The sequence below is a fragment of the Mucilaginibacter kameinonensis genome (assembly GCF_003675385.1).
Lineage (GTDB): Bacteria > Bacteroidota > Bacteroidia > Sphingobacteriales > Sphingobacteriaceae > Mucilaginibacter > Mucilaginibacter kameinonensis.
Map to the genome: position 1 here is coordinate 119,273 of NZ_RCWZ01000007.1, position 15,080 is coordinate 134,352.

A 15,080-nucleotide genomic window follows, 5' to 3' on the forward strand; every position below is an offset into this window, starting at 1 on the left:
TTATCGCTTTAAATTAACGATATTCCTGATCAGTTTAACTAAAACATCACATAACTGGTTGAAGTTTATAAGGATGGTGTCCGTCCGGTAGCGGGGGCGGCACCTTGCGGACAGAGGTGCCAATACAGTAGCTTACCAATAACTGGCCGAAGTTTACCGATATTCCTGTTGAGTTTAACTAAAACATCATGCTTATTTATTGTTTATACTAAGCGTAATATATATTTGCCACAATGAAGATCCTGTTAATTGAAGATGAACCCAAACTGGTATCCATTATCCAGCGCGACCTTACTGCCGAAGGTCACGAAATAAGTGTTGCCCTTGATGGTACAACCGGGCTGGATATGGCCATGAAAATGGATTTTCAATTGATCATTTTGGATATCATGCTGCCCGGTATTAATGGCATTGAGGTTTGCAGACGCTTAAGGCAGGCTAACCAAAACGCTGCCATACTAATGCTTACCGCCCTGGGCACTACCGAAAACGTGGTGGTAGGCCTTGACAGCGGTGCCGACGATTACATGGTTAAGCCTTTCAGCCTGGCCGAACTTAACGCCCGCATCCGTACCCTCGCCCGTCGCAATACAAACCTTGCGCAACCTGCAAACGTGATCCAAATTGCCGACCTGGTCATCAACGGCGACGAAAAATCGGTTAAACGGGGCGATAAGATCATCGACCTTACCGCTACCGAATACCGCCTGCTGGAGTTTCTGGCTAAAAACAAAAACCACATGCTTAGCCGCATCGAAATATTGGAGCACGTTTGGAACATTGATTTTAACATGGGTACCAACGTGGTTGATGTGTATATCAACTACCTGCGCAAAAAGGTGGATAAGGATTTTGACAATAAGCTTATCCACACGGTTATTGGCATGGGTTATATTTTAAAAAATAACGCGGCATGACCATTCAGAAAAAAGTAGCGCTGCTGTTTTTTGGCCTAACAGTATCGGTAATATTGATATTGAGCAGCGCTGTTTTTTACTTTGTACACCAGTTTACGTTTGATGATTTTTATAAACGGCTTGAAACCCGGGTAAACATCTCATCCCAAATCCATCACCTTAATGACCGCGACAGCCTTGGCATGTACAAGGAGATCAGGCAGCGCTATCTTGAACGCCTCATTGCCGAAAAGCAGTACGTTATTAAACCCGAAGTTTATACCAAAGGCAAAACTGTAAAAGGCGTTCCCCGCGAACTGATAAATAATATCCTCTACAACGGAAAATCAAGATTTAAAGCCAACAATGTATTTTACGCCGGCAATATATTCCATTTCCCGGAAGGCGATGCTATTATTGTTGTTTCGGCAACCAACCCATCGGGCCTAAGCGAACTTAATGACCTTGAACAGGTATTGATCATCTGCTTTCTCAGCTCCATATTAATCGTTTATATTATCGGTCGCCGGTTTTCATACCATACCTTTAAGCCGGTACGTAAGATTATAAAAAAGGTAAATACCATTACAGCAAGCAACCTGCACTTACGCCTGGAAGATTATAGCGGTAAAGATGAGATAGCCGAGCTTACCCAAACGTTCAACAACATGCTCGACAGGCTGGAAACCGCCTTTGAAACCCAAAACAATTTTATCAGCAATGCCTCGCACGAATTGCGTACCCCGCTGGCGATTATTAAGGGCGAAGCCGAACTTTCGCTCAAAAACATTGATACACCGGGAGCCGATCTGCATAAAAACCTTAAAGAAATCCTGACAGGCACTCAAAGCTTGCAGGACATTATCACCAGTTTATTAGGTCTGGCACAAAGCGGTTTCGACGGTAAAAAGCAGAATTGGGAACAGATCCGTGCCGATGAACTGGCCTTTATGGTAAAAGATGCTGTAGACCATATTATCCCCACCAATAACCTCAGCATCGATTTTTCGTCGCTACCCGATGATGTGGATAGCCTGGTAACACAAGGAAACATCAACCTGCTTAAACTGGCTATAAGTAACATAGGCCTCAATGCCTGTAAATATTCTGAAAACAAGCCGGTAACGCTTAGGGTGTATACCGAAAACAACAGCATCATCTTTAGCATAAAGGATCAGGGCATTGGTATCCCCGAAAGCGATGTGCAGCATATTTTTGAGCCATTTTTTCGCGCATCAAATACAGGCAAGTATGAGGGGCATGGTGTAGGCCTGCCGCTGGCGCTGAACATTGTAAGGCTGCATAAGGGTAATATCGGCATTATCTCCAAAGAAAATGAAGGTACCGATATCAGGGTGATGCTGCCGGTTTATAAGGGGTAGAAAAAGTAGTAGCTTTACCCCTGCGTCATCCCGAATTTATTTCGGGATCCCACACGCTGAGCCGCCGGCTAAGCAAATCGCCTACCCGGCTTGTGGGGTGCCGAAACAAGTTCGGCATGACGGAGGATATCTGTATATGCCATTAAGATTTGCTTGTGCGGGGGCCGCGTTAGTGATAGTAGCGGATACCGGCCTTGTGGCTAATGCCTGTGCAGTATGAGCGGATAGCACGGGCCGGAGGCAACGCCCATAGTCACAAAACGAAAACTTAATAGGTAATAACTCACAAATACGTTTTTATAAAACACTAAGATAACCGACTTAAGGGCGCTCATTAATACCCATAAAAAGCAAACCACAATCAATAATCCCCAGCTTACAGCACAGCTATGCAAATCCCTCTGTACAGTTCGCGATTGCTTCGTACCTCGCAATGGCGCGGTGGCGAGGTGTAGAAAATTTAGTAGCTTTGCCCGTGCGTCATCCCGAATTTATTTCGGGATCCCACAGGCTGAGCCGCCAGCTAAGCAAATCGCCTACCCGGCTTATGGGGTGCCGAAACAAGTTCGGCATGACGGTGGATATTATTCCCTGCAGTCCTTTGCTTCACCCAACCAGCCTAACTTTCTTTATTATTTAAAAATTCTAATCACATTCTAATTTCTTTCTTAAACCGCTTTAATGCCCGGTACCTACTATTGTATCAACAAACAGTAGTAAACACAAAAAAGGTATCATCATGAAAACATTAAACATCATTATCCCGTCTGATTTCACCTTATCATCATTAAACATTATACCTGTTTTAGCCGAGCGCTATTCAAAACAAAAACTGAATATATCGCTTGTTCACTTCCTGCAACTATCCGACTCTATATCCGATCTGTTATTGTTATCCCGCCGCAGCCGGGAATACCAGTTAATTGACGACGATTTTTACGCGGGCTGTACCATGCTGAAAAACGACTATGCAGATCAGATAGAGAACATTACGCCCGACTTTTTTTATGGCAACACCGTAGCTGTATTCAAAAACTATCTGGAAGCAAAAGAAACCGAACTGATTGCCATGCCCGAAAATCATAGCTACGCAAGGTTAACACCCAACAGTTTCGACCCTACTATACTCATGCAGCGCAGCGGGTATAAGATAGTTACCATTAAAACTGAGGTTAAACAGCCTTTAACCTTAGTGAAGAACGAAGCAGAGCACGAGCTGCTGGAGGTTTAATATTTATTAATATCATTTAAAACATTTATCTATGTTACTAAAAGAAAATATCCCGGTAAAGTATGTGGTGGGAAAAATCAAGAACGAGCTTTTACTTGTTGCCGGTTATGCCATAACTATCGCCCTGTTCCATCGCTTTTTCCCTGAATACCGCATTTCAATCCCTATTGCTGTTCCGGCTATATTGGCAACCATCATATCATTGTTGCTGGCCTTCCGCTCAAACCAGGCTTATGACCGCTGGTGGGAAGCCCGCAGCATTTGGGGAGCCATAGTGAACGATTCGAGATCACTTACCCGCGAGCTGATCAGCTTTTTAGATGGCGATAAAGCTGACTGCGAAGAAATAGAAGGTTTTAAAAAGCGCTTTGTTTACCGCCAGATAGCCTGGTGCTACGGCTTAAGTCAATCTTTACGCAAGCAAGACCCTTATGCCAAAAACGCCCATCTGTTAGTTGACGAAGAAGTGAAGTTTACCCACCGCTTTAGCAACGTACCTAACAGCTTGTTAAAACTGCACGGGCTCGATTTAAGGCTGGCCTACAAAAACGGATGGCTTAATGATTACCAGCAGGTGCAGATAGATGGTACGCTTACCCGCCTGTGCGATGCCATGGGTAAATGCGAGCGGATCAAGAACACCGTGTTCCCGGTTACGTATAGCTTATATATTCATTTTTGCCTGTACCTGTTCATCATACTGCTGCCCTTTGGCCTTATCGAGTTCTTCGGTATGTTTGAAGTACCGCTGATCATAGCTATAGCAGCAGCATTTTTACTGGTAGAGAAAATGGCTATTCATCTGCAAGACCCATTTGAAAGCAAACCAACAGACACCCCAACAACTGCCATTTCGCAAACCATTGAACGCGATTTGAAGCAGATGCTTAACGATAAACATGAGAGTGAAAAGGCAGCAGTTCAACCTGCCGCCGCTAAAGCAAACGTGTATTATATACTGTAAGCTTTACACCCCTGTGCGGGAAGGCACAGGGGTTCACTTATTTATTCCTTAAAGCCTAAACCTTCTTCTTTCATTTTCTCCTTCACTATCGGCACCGAACTTTTGCCCACGCCGTGCAAATGCAAAAACTCTTTCTCGGTTAGTTTTGATAACTCAAGCAACGATGTAATACCCGCATTAGCCAATGCACGCCGCGCCGGGTTACCCAGTTTACCAAAGGGGCTGTTTGATTCTTCAGTATTCATAACAAACGGTTTAATTGATGATCAAATTTAACGATCATATTAATAAAAGCCATGTCATACAGCTACGCAACTTCTTGCGCTCGTTTGTAACGAGCGCTTAACATGGGCTTACGTTTGTAACGTAAGCAAACTAAAAGTTTACAGTTATAAAGCCTCTTTCCAATAAGGTAACTTCCAATAAACCCGGTTGCCCGGCATAATTAGCCGCCGAACTATAAATATAATGTTCAGGATAGCTTACAATCTCTGCTTTGACCGGATTGTCATGAATGTAATCTAATTTTTGGAAAAGTATGTCTTCCCGGTCGCATTCAATCGAGTGATAACCATCTTGCCATACTTTATGATTTTGTATACGGTCGTCAAATTTTGCATGGTACTTGAACCGATATAACATCCAATCTCTGCGACTTTCATTTTCTGTTTCAATGAGCTTGATGATCTGTTTATTGGTATGCTTTTTAAAGTCGCGCACAATGTCGGGTAACCTGTTGGGCGCCACAGCGGATACTAACAAATGCAGATGATTGCTCATCAAACAAAATGCGTATATGTCAAGACCTTTATTTTTCTGACAATAAATAAGTGAGTCAATAATAAGTTGCTTGTAACCGGGCCGTATAAATACATCAATCCAGTCTACTATCGTAAAAGTTATAAAATGAATTTCTTCATGGTTTCTGACCCTGTATTGATGTGACATTGTGAAAAAGAGGTTTAGGCTAAATTAACGATCGTGCGATGCAATCGCAAGACCATGTTAAGCGCTCGTTACAAACGAGCGCAAGAAAAGTTCCTCTATGGAATACTCAATAAAACCACACTTAAGGGGGTTAAAACCACTTGTAACAATTAGAATATAAAAAAGTCCGTTTTTAGTACGATTAAGGCGGTTTTTACAAGGTGCTGTAAAAACGACTTGTACAATTAGGGTTAATTTGCCTTCCATTTTGCGAAAAAATTTAAAGGCATTTAAAGGGGTGGATTCTATTCGTTTAACAAACCTGCCGTTTTAATGACGCTCATAAGCTTATCTACTGTATCCTGCAATACGGTGATATCTGCCTCGTGGTTGTTAACTCGCTTCCACATATCTGACGGAGCTTGAAAATCGAAGCTGCCGTGAAACCTGGCGTACCACACTTCCAATATGTCATCAGGGTCTATAGTATAGTTTTTGTATAGCTGTCTATTGTTAGTAGCGTCTGACTTGGCTATAATAAAACCTAACGAATTTATGCGGTTTAACAGCCTTTTTATTACTGGACGGCTGTTTTTGGTCACTATAATGTATACCCGATCATCTTTAATATCCTCCAAACTTTCAACCCATTCCCCTATTACCATCTCTTGGTGTTTTATTGTCGGGTCCATACTATCGCCATCCGCTTCAAATGATCTGTAAGTCTTTCCAGTGAGGCCGGGTAGCCTAAACGACGGTAGCTTTTCAAGGTACTCCGGGTCTGAATGACCGGCCAAATAACCAGCCGCCGACCTTATCGATACGTGCAAAATGTTTTCGTTACCCTTACTATCAACAGTAATCACTTTTGGGTGCAAAATAGCAGGAGGATGGACAGTAGGGTGGACAGGATTTTCGTTTTTGCTTGCAATAGCCTTCCCGATGATAGTAGGGGTATCTGTATTGAATGGTGCCGACTGGTCATTAAAGGCACTCATAGAATATGGGGTATTAGCTTGATTATATTCTAATATCGCACTTCCGCCGGTACCAGTTATCAAATATATTAGATTAATGTCTAAGTACACGCTCCCTATCTTCTCAATCACATCGCTTCCAAACTGACCGTTGCGGGTAATTGCCTTTTGAATGTAGCCATTTCCGACAGCTAAATCTTTTTCAGCACGATAAAAGCTAATGTTTTTAGCTGTCAGATACTCAATAAACCTATCAATAAGGCGTTTTTCAGGCATGTTTTCAAGAATAGTAGAATAAATTCTATTAAATATTTGTTTTTATTAGACTAAGTTCTAATATTTGTGACCGCAAAGGAACACTATTATGACCAAAGATAAAAATATAATATCCACTTGTAATAAAAAATCTACAACGCTGGTGTTACCTGCACCTACGGCAAAACTGGTTGCTGATATAGTTGGCGTGTCGCCCAGTTATGTTAAAAAGGTTCGTACCGGCGACCGTACAGCAGATACCCCGGCTACCGACCTGGTTAAATACTGCAATGAACTGCTTATTGACGGCCAGGCGGTACTACTGCAATTTGTAGGTGAAATAATCGAAAGCAAAAAAGCCCTCATAAATAAATAACCCTCAAACCACTTAAAATCATGAAAAAGCTAATTATCAAAGAAATCAAAATGTTTCCTCATGCGCTAATGAACAATCAACTGACACTCATTCAGTTCATCGCATTATCAATAGCATTGTTCTCGATAGCGGCCATTGTGCTAAACATCGTTGATCCGCACTTAATCGACAAATATTAAACCCCTTACAGACAGGCAGCCACCCCGGTTCGAGGCCGGGGCTTGTAACACCCTAATTAGCCAAATGAAGTATAACGAATTAAATAACCTCTGCCTTGAATACCATGAGTTGGTACCGGGCTTTATGTCTGTAGAGAACTATAATAAATCTCGTCAGCGGGGTACCATAACCGTTTACGGGTATGGTGGCTTAGGTAGAGAAGTACTGATAGATTACGAAAGCCTATCGGACGAACGTAAAAAGAAGATCATAGAAAAATACGGCAACCCTTACGAGTATATCGTTAAACAGCCGCTTGTTGACTGGGTAACTATCAACTGGAACCAAAAAGCATTCGACTTTTATAATAATACCAATGGCAAGGGGTACACGCTGCCCAGCGGATTGAACTTGCCCGAAGCGTACCGCGACAAATACACCAAAGCGGCTACCTATATCGATGCTATAAGCCATTATACCACCGATAAACAGGCTTTAAAACGTGATTTTAATATCAAAATGGCTGCCTTTTGGTCTATCGTAGCCGATGTTATTAAAGCCGAAAAAGTGGGTTTACCCCCTAATGAAACCCGCCTAAAAGAGAAGATTAAGCACTATAAAGTGCAAGGATTCCGGTATTTGGTAGAAGAATACCGTTTTGGCAACGACAATAGCAAAAAGGTTAAAGATCAGCAGGCCGAAGATACCCTGATGCACCTTATTGCGCTTGATAACAAACATGATGATGTGGTTATATCTCAAGCCTATAATAATTGGGCGCTTGAAAATGGCCGCAAAACCATAACCCCGCAAGCTGTGGGCTATCGCCGCCGTGATAACTACCACGAGGTTGTTATAGCCCGCGAAGGTAAAGCGGCTGCCTACAACAAATACAACAAGCAAATTAAGCAAGCCCGTCCCACCGCGCCGCTCATTTATGTAAACAGTGATGATAACGTGTTAGACTTATACTTCACTGAAACCACTTACAGCAATGGCCGCAAAAATACCAACCGCTATTACCGCCCGGTGATGTACGTGGTTGTTGACAACTACAATGATTACGTTTTAGGCTATGCCATAGGCGAAACGGTTACTATTGAACTGATAAAGCAAGCCTATCGCAACGCTATGGCTCACATTGTTGAGCTTACCGGCGACGCATACTTATGGCATCAGATTAAATCTGATAAATGGAGTATTGACCCGGCTTTAAAAGGCGATTTGGCTACATTTTTAAAGATGGGTGGCGAAACCACGTTTTTTACCGCTTCTGTTGCTCAATCCAAATACATTGAAAGGGTATTTAGCAATCCGTTGCATAAAATACTCAAAATGTATCCTAACTATTCGGGTGCCAACATTACAGCGCGCGGCGCAAATGCCCGCCCTAACGCCGAAGCGCTGCAAAAACGAAGTGCCAACTTCCCCGATAAAAAACACGCGCCTGCCGTGGTAGAAATGACCATCAACCAAATGAGGCATGCCCCAATGCCGGGCACCGATTTAAGCAGGCAGGAATATTGGCTTAAAGGCTTCCAAGAAAGCGCAATGAGCCAAAAGAAACGCTTAAGTATTGAGCGCAAAATAGAAATATTGGGCGCGAAACACCAACTACGCGACCCGCGCGAATCGTTACGCCTGCAACCGGCCGGGCTTAACTTCCAGCTTAACAATATCAAATACAGCTTTGATATACCGGCTAAGTATTTCCCGGAATGTGTTAACAAAAAGGTTGATGTGTATTACGACCCGGCAGATTTGAGCCAGGTACTTGTAACGGATCACAACGGTATCCGCTTTGTAACCGGCCAATACGTGTTACAACCATCGGCGGTAGCTGATATGCAAGAAGGCGACGGCCAGCGCCTCCACGAACGCAAGGAAGAAAAGAAAGCCATTACGCAAAAGATGGTTGACTATGTAACCAGCCGCGACGAACGCCTACAACGTGCTGAAATAGATGCGCAAAGTGTGTTACAGGCCGGTGTACTGGTTAAAGCAATTAACCACAAGGCGCAAAAGCAAATAGGTGGCTATGAAGATCAGTACGAAAACGTGAAGATAGAGCATAAAGCCCGGCCAAAAGCGCCACAAATAACCCAAAGTATTTACGACGAAATGTAAAAATAAAGGCCGGACACCCTCACGTATCCGGCCAGTTAAACACTTAAAAGCTAATTAAAAATGGATAACATAGCAAAAGAACTAATTCGCGCCGAATTAAACAAACATGTGTCGCACTCCGGCAGTCAGGTTAAATCAGCCGCTAAACTGAAAGTATCAAACGCCACCGTAAGCAAGATCATTGCGGGCAAAGACGACGGTTTAGGTGATGCCATGTGGGTTAAAATCTCCAAACAATTAGGCATGAGGCTTGACCAAATTTGGTACCATGCCGATACCCGCCCGGCCATAAAACTTCGCGGCTACTTTGATGATGCCCGTATGCACGGCAACGTGTTCGGGCTGGTTTGCACCCCCGGCAGCGGCAAAACCGACATGCTTGACAACTACGTGAAGGAAGAAAAAAACGTGTTTTATGTGAAGTGCGAACGCCACATGACCGAAAAGGAACTGTTAGCTAAAATACTGCAATCAATGGGCATTAAATCAAATGCCGGTACTGTATCTCTGCTAACCTCTATCATCAAAGAACGTGTCGACAAATACAAACAGCCTATCATCATTATAGATGAAATGGAGAAGGTTAGAAACGGCTTATTGCTGTTGTTTATCGACCTGTATAACGCCCTTTGGAAGCGTTGCGGTATTGTTTTGATTGGTACCCACAACCTGCGCGATCGTATTGAACTGGGCGAAGCGCGTGGCTCTATCGGCTTTAATGAGATACTTAGCCGATTGGGTGGCAAGTTCATCGAAATACCTACGCCCGATTATGATGATGCCATATTGGTAGCCAAAACCAACGGGGTGACAGATACCGAATCACTTGCCTTTATTGCCAACGGTGCCGCTATCAAAAACGGCGTTGTAGATATGCGCCGTGTTGAACGCCTGGTGCATGCTTGGAAACAAAAACAAGCCGAATTAGAAGATATGAAAAATCAGGAGGAAGCAGCATGAGTAAGTATAACAAACCCCTGATAGTTCACGCAGATAAGAAATTTCGCTTACCACGTAAGCTTAAAAAAAAGCTTAGCAAAAAGTTCCACATGCGATACTGGTTATCAGCTATGAGAACAGAGCAACAGATTTTTCATATAAGATATTTTTCAAAACTAATATGAGCCAAATAAAGCAACAAATAACCATTCAGCAGGCCACCCGCCAAAGGGTTATGCACCTGCTTGAACTTACTGAAGTGCAGTACGGCAGCGTGGTAATGTTTGCCGCTTATGATTACTTACAAATGCACACAGGTGATACCACGCTTACCAAAGCCTTGCAGAGCAACCCGACTTTTTGGGCATGGTGGCGTAACCATTGGCATAAAACAGATATGGCCTTTGTGGATGAATGCGAAAGCCTGGTTGTGGCTTATGATGGCATACGCAAACGTGATTTGGACGAACGAATGCAGTTGTACGATGCCATGCACAATCCTGAAACATTTGAGTTTACCCCTCACAGTTCGATACTACAGGAAGTCTTTAAAACAGTAAAACCGCTAATTAAACACATACTATAAATGAACACCGAAACTATAGAAATACAAAAGAAATCACTTGCCTTACTTGCTAAACAGGCAGCAGATCAGTTAGGCGTATTGATTGACGACCTGAAAGACGTTAGTGATGACCGCCGCAAGCCAACAGAGCGCCGTTACATCACCTTCGCCCTGATGGAAAAGGCAGGTTATACGCATCAGGAAATCGCCGACTTTTTTAACATGAACCGCGAAAATATCACTAAAGCGCTAAGCAAGCTAAAAGCCTGGCTAAAGTTGTATGCCGATTTGCGCGGTGATCATTCCCGATTGCTTTTAACAATCCTTTAAATGCCTTTAAAATGCTTTTAAAACTCACAATACAGCAAGCGGAGGCACTTTACAACTTATTTGTAAGTGAGGTACTACCAACCCCTGCAACTGACGTAGCCGAAAGCCTTGTAAAGGATTTAATAACGCAAGTTTTCAAAAAGCTACGCTCAAAACTGGAATCGAAATTAAAAGGGCGGGGATATAGCATATCCCTTACCGATGTTGAAGCTAAAGCCTATTACGTGTACTTCAACAGCCGCAATTTCGGCACCCAGTGGCTCTATGAGCAAACATTTATCAGTAACCAAATTAATGAACTCAATAAACGATACGCATGACAGGATTAACAATTAAACAACAGAAACCGGCCGATAAGAAGTGGGTAAACGAAAGCGGCGACCTGATACCTTTAGACAGGATCAACAAAAGCGAACGCCTTGCAGAAGCCAAATTATCGGTACTGGCTAAAGAGCGGTTGTCCCTTCGGACTGTACTCGAAAAGCATAAGAAGAAATGCTTTGATATAGCTTTTGAATTATACGAAGCCTTTTTAAACGAAAACGGAGGAATTAACAATAAAAGCAAAGGCAAAGGCAATATCACCCGTTACAATTTCGACCGCTCTATTAAAATTGAGATCAATGTAAATGAGGCTATTGCCTTTGACGAAGGGTTGTTAATGCTGGCTAAAAACAAGCTGGATGAAATACTTAACGATGGCCTTTCATCTGCAAGCGACTGGCTTAAAACTATCATCATGGATGCATTTAGTACCCGCGATGGCAGGTTGGATAGTAAGCGGATTTTAGCCCTGTTACGCCACGAAGAAAACATACCCGATGTAAGATATAAACAGGCTATGGCATTTGTTAGGCAGGCTATTCGCAAGCCTAAAAGTAAGCAGTATTTCAGCCTCTATGTGCGTAACGAAAAAGGCGACTACGTTGATGTTCACTTAAACTTTTCAAATATATAATCATGGCAAAAGAAAATATGTATTTCGTTCGCCTAAAGGCATTTGAACCCGGCCAGCCTCAAATAAAATACAAACCGTCTGTAGTAAAAGGATTGGTGGTTGCAGCGAACGCTCAAATAGCAGGTCAAAAAGCTTACGATTTAGTAAAAGGCAAAGTTCAAAAGCAGTTTCCGAAAGCTGATTTAAAGCAATTGGAGTGCAAGTTAATCCCCTTCGATTTTTTCATCAATCCTTAACCCGGCAGGCAGCCACCCCGGTTCGAGGCTGGGGCGGGTACAATGGCAATAAAGCCAGTTAAACACATAACAACATGAGATTATCAGAGGTAGTAAACGAAATCCTCATAGAGGTAAATAGGGCAGAATCTAAACATCCTAAATGGCCTAAAGACAGGATACACGCGGCCGCTATTGTGGCAGAAGAAAGTGGAGAGCTTGTAAGGGCTGCCCTACAAGAAAAATACGAAGGTGGTTATGTTGAGGAAGTTAGAAAAGAAGCTATCCAAACCGCCGCTACCTGTATCCGGCTACTTAAAAACCTTTAACCCGGCATGGTGCTATGCCGGGGTTCGCATCCCCGGCCGGGTACTATTAATTAACCTTTAAACACCCTTTAAACTATGTTAAAGCTATTGACAAAAACAAGTTTTCTAATACAACTAACCACCCATTTAGCCAAATCAAAAAGCCAGGTGGTTTATATCGCCGGAAAAGTAACCGGGCTGCCGGTTGCAGAGTATGAGGCTAAATTTAAAGCCGCAAAAGAAAGGCTAACCGCACAAGGTTTTCACGTGCTTAATCCTTGCGACTTTATCGGCCCCGAAGAAGACTGGCAAACGGCCATGCGGAAGGCTACAACGCTGTTAAATATGGCCGACCATATTTATATGCTACCGGACTGGAAAGATAGCCAAGGGGCAGTATTTGAACATATGCAGGCGGTAAAGTTCGGGCTTAATACCATGTACGAATAATGGAGCGTAACACCCGAACTACAGCGGAAAAGCTACGGGTAGGCGACCGCTTTTACAAGGCTAACGACAAAGCCAAAACGGTTTGTGAAATGGTAGAGCATGACGAAAAGAAAACCGAATACCGCACTTATAAGCTATGGTATCTGCCGCCAAACACAAACCCCAAATACCCGAAAGCAATTGACAAAAACACTGAAGTAATTTTTTTACGACATACTAATTAGATAAATGGAGACAAAAGGAATGTTCCAGGTTGGGCAGATGGTATTTGACCGTTTAGACTTAGAAACAATTTGGAAAAACACCATCGGCTTAGTTGATAAAAATTTCAGCTGCGCTATTTGGGGTGGTAGCGGGAACGGGAAAACAACGGGGATATTAAGGCTATTGAAGGCTCTTTGTGATTGTGGGTTACGTGCAACATATGTCAGCCTCGAAGAAGGGCATAGCGCTACTATGCAGGATGCATTAAGGCGTGAAGGAATAATAGACCATTATAGCGGTAAAATTATACTCGCTGCAAATGCAACTTTTGAAGAAGTGGTAGAATATTTCTGTAGGCGCGGCTCACCTGATGTTGCTGTTATAGACAGTATTGATGTTTGGAAAATGACACCCGAACAGTTCTTATACATGCGTAAGAAGCTGAAAAATAAAATCATCATACTCATTATGTGGAGCTTGGGTAGTGAGCCTAAAACGCAATCGTCTAAGGATATAAAATATCTATGTGACGTTAAACTCTTTGTTAAAAACTTCATGATATGGCCTAAAAGTCGTTTTGGCGGCAATATCCCGCAAGCTATTTGGGAAGAACGTGCCCGATTGCTTGAACATAAGTACTTCGATAGGCTTGATAAAATGGCGCTAAAGCTTGCCAAAGCTGCGCAAAACACGCCCGAACAGGAGGGGGTATTTGCAAATGAGTAAGTATATTTTAACCTCAATCCACTACAAAGGCAGTGTGCAGTTTGATTACGATAATGCCGGTTTAATGGTGTTTTACAGCGTTTTGGATGCCGAATTAGACGAAAAGCAATTGGTTACCCTGCTGCAAAAACTACCCCGTGAGGAGGCCGATTTAACAGCGCTTAACGCAAAGCAATATTTCACCGTTCGGAAGGTGTCGGAAGATTTGAGTTTTGAAAACTTCATAACCGAATATGGTAAGAAGATACACCCCCACCGTTGCGAACCATTTTGGAACAAATTAAGCGACGTTAAGCGCCTTGCTTACCTCAAATGTATACCGGCTTATAAAGCTTACCTGTCGCGCACCGGCGTAGCACAAGCCAACCCCGAAGGATTTTTAAAACGTGAATACTATAAAACAGATTGGAGCAAACAGTAATGAATAACGAAACAATACCCGACAAATACATGCCGCTTTACGAAGCGATTGAACACTTAGCGAAAGCTTTAAAAATTATCGGTATAACAAATTTGCAGATTGATACAATTGCAAATAGTGTTACAGTTAAAAAAAATGTTGCCTACCTAAACCCGATAGCCTTAATTGAACTAAGGGACGTAATGAAGCCGCTGCCTTACCTTGTTGATATAAATAACCGCCCGGCTTATAGTTTTGATGCTAACCCGCCACACATGGCATATCCCGAATACCATGACTAAAGATCAAATCAAAAAAGCCCGGACATTGCTTGCAAAAGCCGGGCTTACCGAAGAAAATAAAAAGGACTTGGTGTTTAGCTTTTCGGACGGCCAAACCGACAGCCTAACCGCTATGGGCTATGAGGATACGCAACTACTGTTTGCCCACCTCGAACAGTTGGTAGGCCAGCCACCCAGCGAAGCCGACAAAATGAAGCGTAAAATAATAAGCCTTGCCCACGAAATGCATTGGGAAAAGCCAGGTACTACTAAGGTAGATATGAAGCGGGTTAACGATTGGTGCGAAAGCATGTTTAGCGCTCCGCTGGATGGTTTGTTTTACCTCGACCTTGTGAAGGCTGTGAGCGCCTTTAATCAGGTTTACACAAAGTATTTAAAGGGTATTTAAA

The 15,080-nt window shown here is 42.9% G+C and carries 23 protein-coding genes; 20 read left to right on the plus strand and 3 right to left on the minus strand.

Translation table 11 applies throughout. The features are described from left to right. Window positions 1-233: 233 nt before the first annotated feature. The 4 genes from EAH55_RS28975 (at window position 234) to EAH55_RS28990 (ending at window position 4,473) form a co-directional block, all read left to right on the plus strand. Window positions 234-917: a response regulator transcription factor gene (locus EAH55_RS28975; protein WP_114936227.1), complete on the plus strand. Its 684-nt coding sequence runs from the start codon at window positions 234-236 to the stop codon at window positions 915-917. Beyond that, window positions 914-2,278: a HAMP domain-containing sensor histidine kinase gene (locus EAH55_RS28980; RefSeq protein ID WP_121812751.1), complete on the plus strand. Its 1,365-nt coding sequence runs from the start codon at window positions 914-916 to the stop codon at window positions 2,276-2,278. The genes EAH55_RS28975 and EAH55_RS28980 overlap by 4 nt, the downstream gene beginning before the upstream one ends. A gap of 739 nt (window positions 2,279-3,017) precedes the next feature. Next, window positions 3,018-3,509, plus strand: a complete 492-nt coding sequence (locus EAH55_RS28985) for a hypothetical protein (protein ID WP_114936225.1) — start codon at window positions 3,018-3,020, stop codon at window positions 3,507-3,509. 31 nt (window positions 3,510-3,540) lie between these two features. Then, a complete protein-coding gene (locus EAH55_RS28990; RefSeq protein ID WP_121812752.1) occupies window positions 3,541-4,473 on the plus strand; it encodes a bestrophin family protein in 933 nt (310 codons plus the stop codon). A 41-nt stretch (window positions 4,474-4,514) separates the two neighbouring features. Here the strand turns inward: EAH55_RS28990 and EAH55_RS28995 are convergent, their stop codons facing one another. The 3 genes from EAH55_RS28995 to EAH55_RS29005 form a co-directional block, all read right to left on the minus strand. Next, window positions 4,515-4,718, minus strand: coding sequence for a helix-hairpin-helix domain-containing protein (locus EAH55_RS28995; RefSeq protein WP_121812753.1), 204 nt, complete (start codon window positions 4,716-4,718; stop codon window positions 4,515-4,517). Between the two features lie 130 nt (window positions 4,719-4,848). Next, entirely contained in the window at window positions 4,849-5,421 is a 573-nt protein-coding gene (locus EAH55_RS29000; RefSeq protein ID WP_121812754.1) for an REP-associated tyrosine transposase, read from the minus strand. A gap of 284 nt (window positions 5,422-5,705) precedes the next feature. Continuing rightward, window positions 5,706-6,653, minus strand: a complete 948-nt coding sequence (locus tag EAH55_RS29005; protein WP_121812755.1) for a S24 family peptidase — start codon at window positions 6,651-6,653, stop codon at window positions 5,706-5,708. 88 nt (window positions 6,654-6,741) lie between these two features. Here EAH55_RS29005 and EAH55_RS29010 point away from each other — a divergent pair, with 88 nt between their 5' ends. The 16 genes from EAH55_RS29010 (at window position 6,742) to EAH55_RS29080 (ending at window position 15,079) form a co-directional block, all read left to right on the plus strand. Next, window positions 6,742-7,008 carry a hypothetical protein gene (locus EAH55_RS29010; protein ID WP_121812756.1) on the plus strand — a complete coding sequence of 89 codons (267 nt, stop codon included), beginning with the start codon at window positions 6,742-6,744 and terminating at the stop codon, window positions 7,006-7,008. A gap of 20 nt (window positions 7,009-7,028) precedes the next feature. Continuing rightward, window positions 7,029-7,187, plus strand: coding sequence for a hypothetical protein (locus EAH55_RS31105; protein ID WP_162997093.1), 159 nt, complete (start codon window positions 7,029-7,031; stop codon window positions 7,185-7,187). Between the two features lie 64 nt (window positions 7,188-7,251). Further along, window positions 7,252-9,294 carry a Mu transposase C-terminal domain-containing protein gene (locus EAH55_RS29015; RefSeq protein ID WP_121812757.1) on the plus strand — a complete coding sequence of 681 codons (2,043 nt, stop codon included), beginning with the start codon at window positions 7,252-7,254 and terminating at the stop codon, window positions 9,292-9,294. 60 nt (window positions 9,295-9,354) lie between these two features. Further along, window positions 9,355-10,254, plus strand: coding sequence for an AAA family ATPase (locus EAH55_RS29020; protein WP_121812758.1), 900 nt, complete (start codon window positions 9,355-9,357; stop codon window positions 10,252-10,254). Window positions 10,255-10,414: 160 nt separating this feature from the next. Then, window positions 10,415-10,819 (plus strand): hypothetical protein, encoded by a 405-nt coding sequence (locus EAH55_RS29025; RefSeq protein WP_121812759.1) that lies wholly within the window; start codon window positions 10,415-10,417, stop codon window positions 10,817-10,819. Next, window positions 10,820-11,128, plus strand: coding sequence for a helix-turn-helix domain-containing protein (locus EAH55_RS29030; RefSeq protein ID WP_121812760.1), 309 nt, complete (start codon window positions 10,820-10,822; stop codon window positions 11,126-11,128). An 11-nt stretch (window positions 11,129-11,139) separates the two neighbouring features. After that, window positions 11,140-11,448 carry a hypothetical protein gene (locus EAH55_RS29035; protein WP_121812761.1) on the plus strand — a complete coding sequence of 103 codons (309 nt, stop codon included), beginning with the start codon at window positions 11,140-11,142 and terminating at the stop codon, window positions 11,446-11,448. Next, window positions 11,445-12,086, plus strand: coding sequence for a DUF3164 family protein (locus EAH55_RS29040; protein ID WP_121812762.1), 642 nt, complete (start codon window positions 11,445-11,447; stop codon window positions 12,084-12,086). Before EAH55_RS29035 ends, EAH55_RS29040 begins: the two co-directional genes overlap by 4 nt. A 2-nt stretch (window positions 12,087-12,088) precedes the next feature. After that, window positions 12,089-12,322, plus strand: coding sequence for a hypothetical protein (locus EAH55_RS29045; RefSeq protein ID WP_121812763.1), 234 nt, complete (start codon window positions 12,089-12,091; stop codon window positions 12,320-12,322). Between the two features lie 74 nt (window positions 12,323-12,396). Further along, the gene (locus EAH55_RS29050; protein WP_121812764.1) at window positions 12,397-12,630 is read left to right on the plus strand and encodes a hypothetical protein; all 234 of its coding nucleotides are present in this window, start codon (window positions 12,397-12,399) and stop codon (window positions 12,628-12,630) included. Window positions 12,631-12,705: 75 nt separating this feature from the next. Continuing rightward, complete coding sequence (locus EAH55_RS29055) at window positions 12,706-13,059, plus strand: DUF4406 domain-containing protein (protein WP_121812765.1); 354 nt, start codon at window positions 12,706-12,708, stop codon at window positions 13,057-13,059. Further along, window positions 13,059-13,283 carry a hypothetical protein gene (locus tag EAH55_RS29060; protein WP_121812766.1) on the plus strand — a complete coding sequence of 75 codons (225 nt, stop codon included), beginning with the start codon at window positions 13,059-13,061 and terminating at the stop codon, window positions 13,281-13,283. Before EAH55_RS29055 ends, EAH55_RS29060 begins: the two co-directional genes overlap by 1 nt. Window positions 13,284-13,287: 4 nt before the next feature. Continuing rightward, the gene (locus EAH55_RS29065; RefSeq protein WP_121812767.1) at window positions 13,288-13,989 is read left to right on the plus strand and encodes a P-loop NTPase family protein; all 702 of its coding nucleotides are present in this window, start codon (window positions 13,288-13,290) and stop codon (window positions 13,987-13,989) included. After that, window positions 13,982-14,410, plus strand: a complete 429-nt coding sequence (locus EAH55_RS29070; RefSeq protein ID WP_121812768.1) for a hypothetical protein — start codon at window positions 13,982-13,984, stop codon at window positions 14,408-14,410. Before EAH55_RS29065 ends, EAH55_RS29070 begins: the two co-directional genes overlap by 8 nt. Continuing rightward, window positions 14,410-14,691 carry a hypothetical protein gene (locus EAH55_RS29075; protein WP_121812769.1) on the plus strand — a complete coding sequence of 94 codons (282 nt, stop codon included), beginning with the start codon at window positions 14,410-14,412 and terminating at the stop codon, window positions 14,689-14,691. The genes EAH55_RS29070 and EAH55_RS29075 overlap by 1 nt, the downstream gene beginning before the upstream one ends. Then, entirely contained in the window at window positions 14,684-15,079 is a 396-nt protein-coding gene (locus EAH55_RS29080; RefSeq protein ID WP_121812770.1) for a hypothetical protein, read from the plus strand. The genes EAH55_RS29075 and EAH55_RS29080 overlap by 8 nt, the downstream gene beginning before the upstream one ends. Window position 15,080 lies beyond the last annotated feature (1 nt).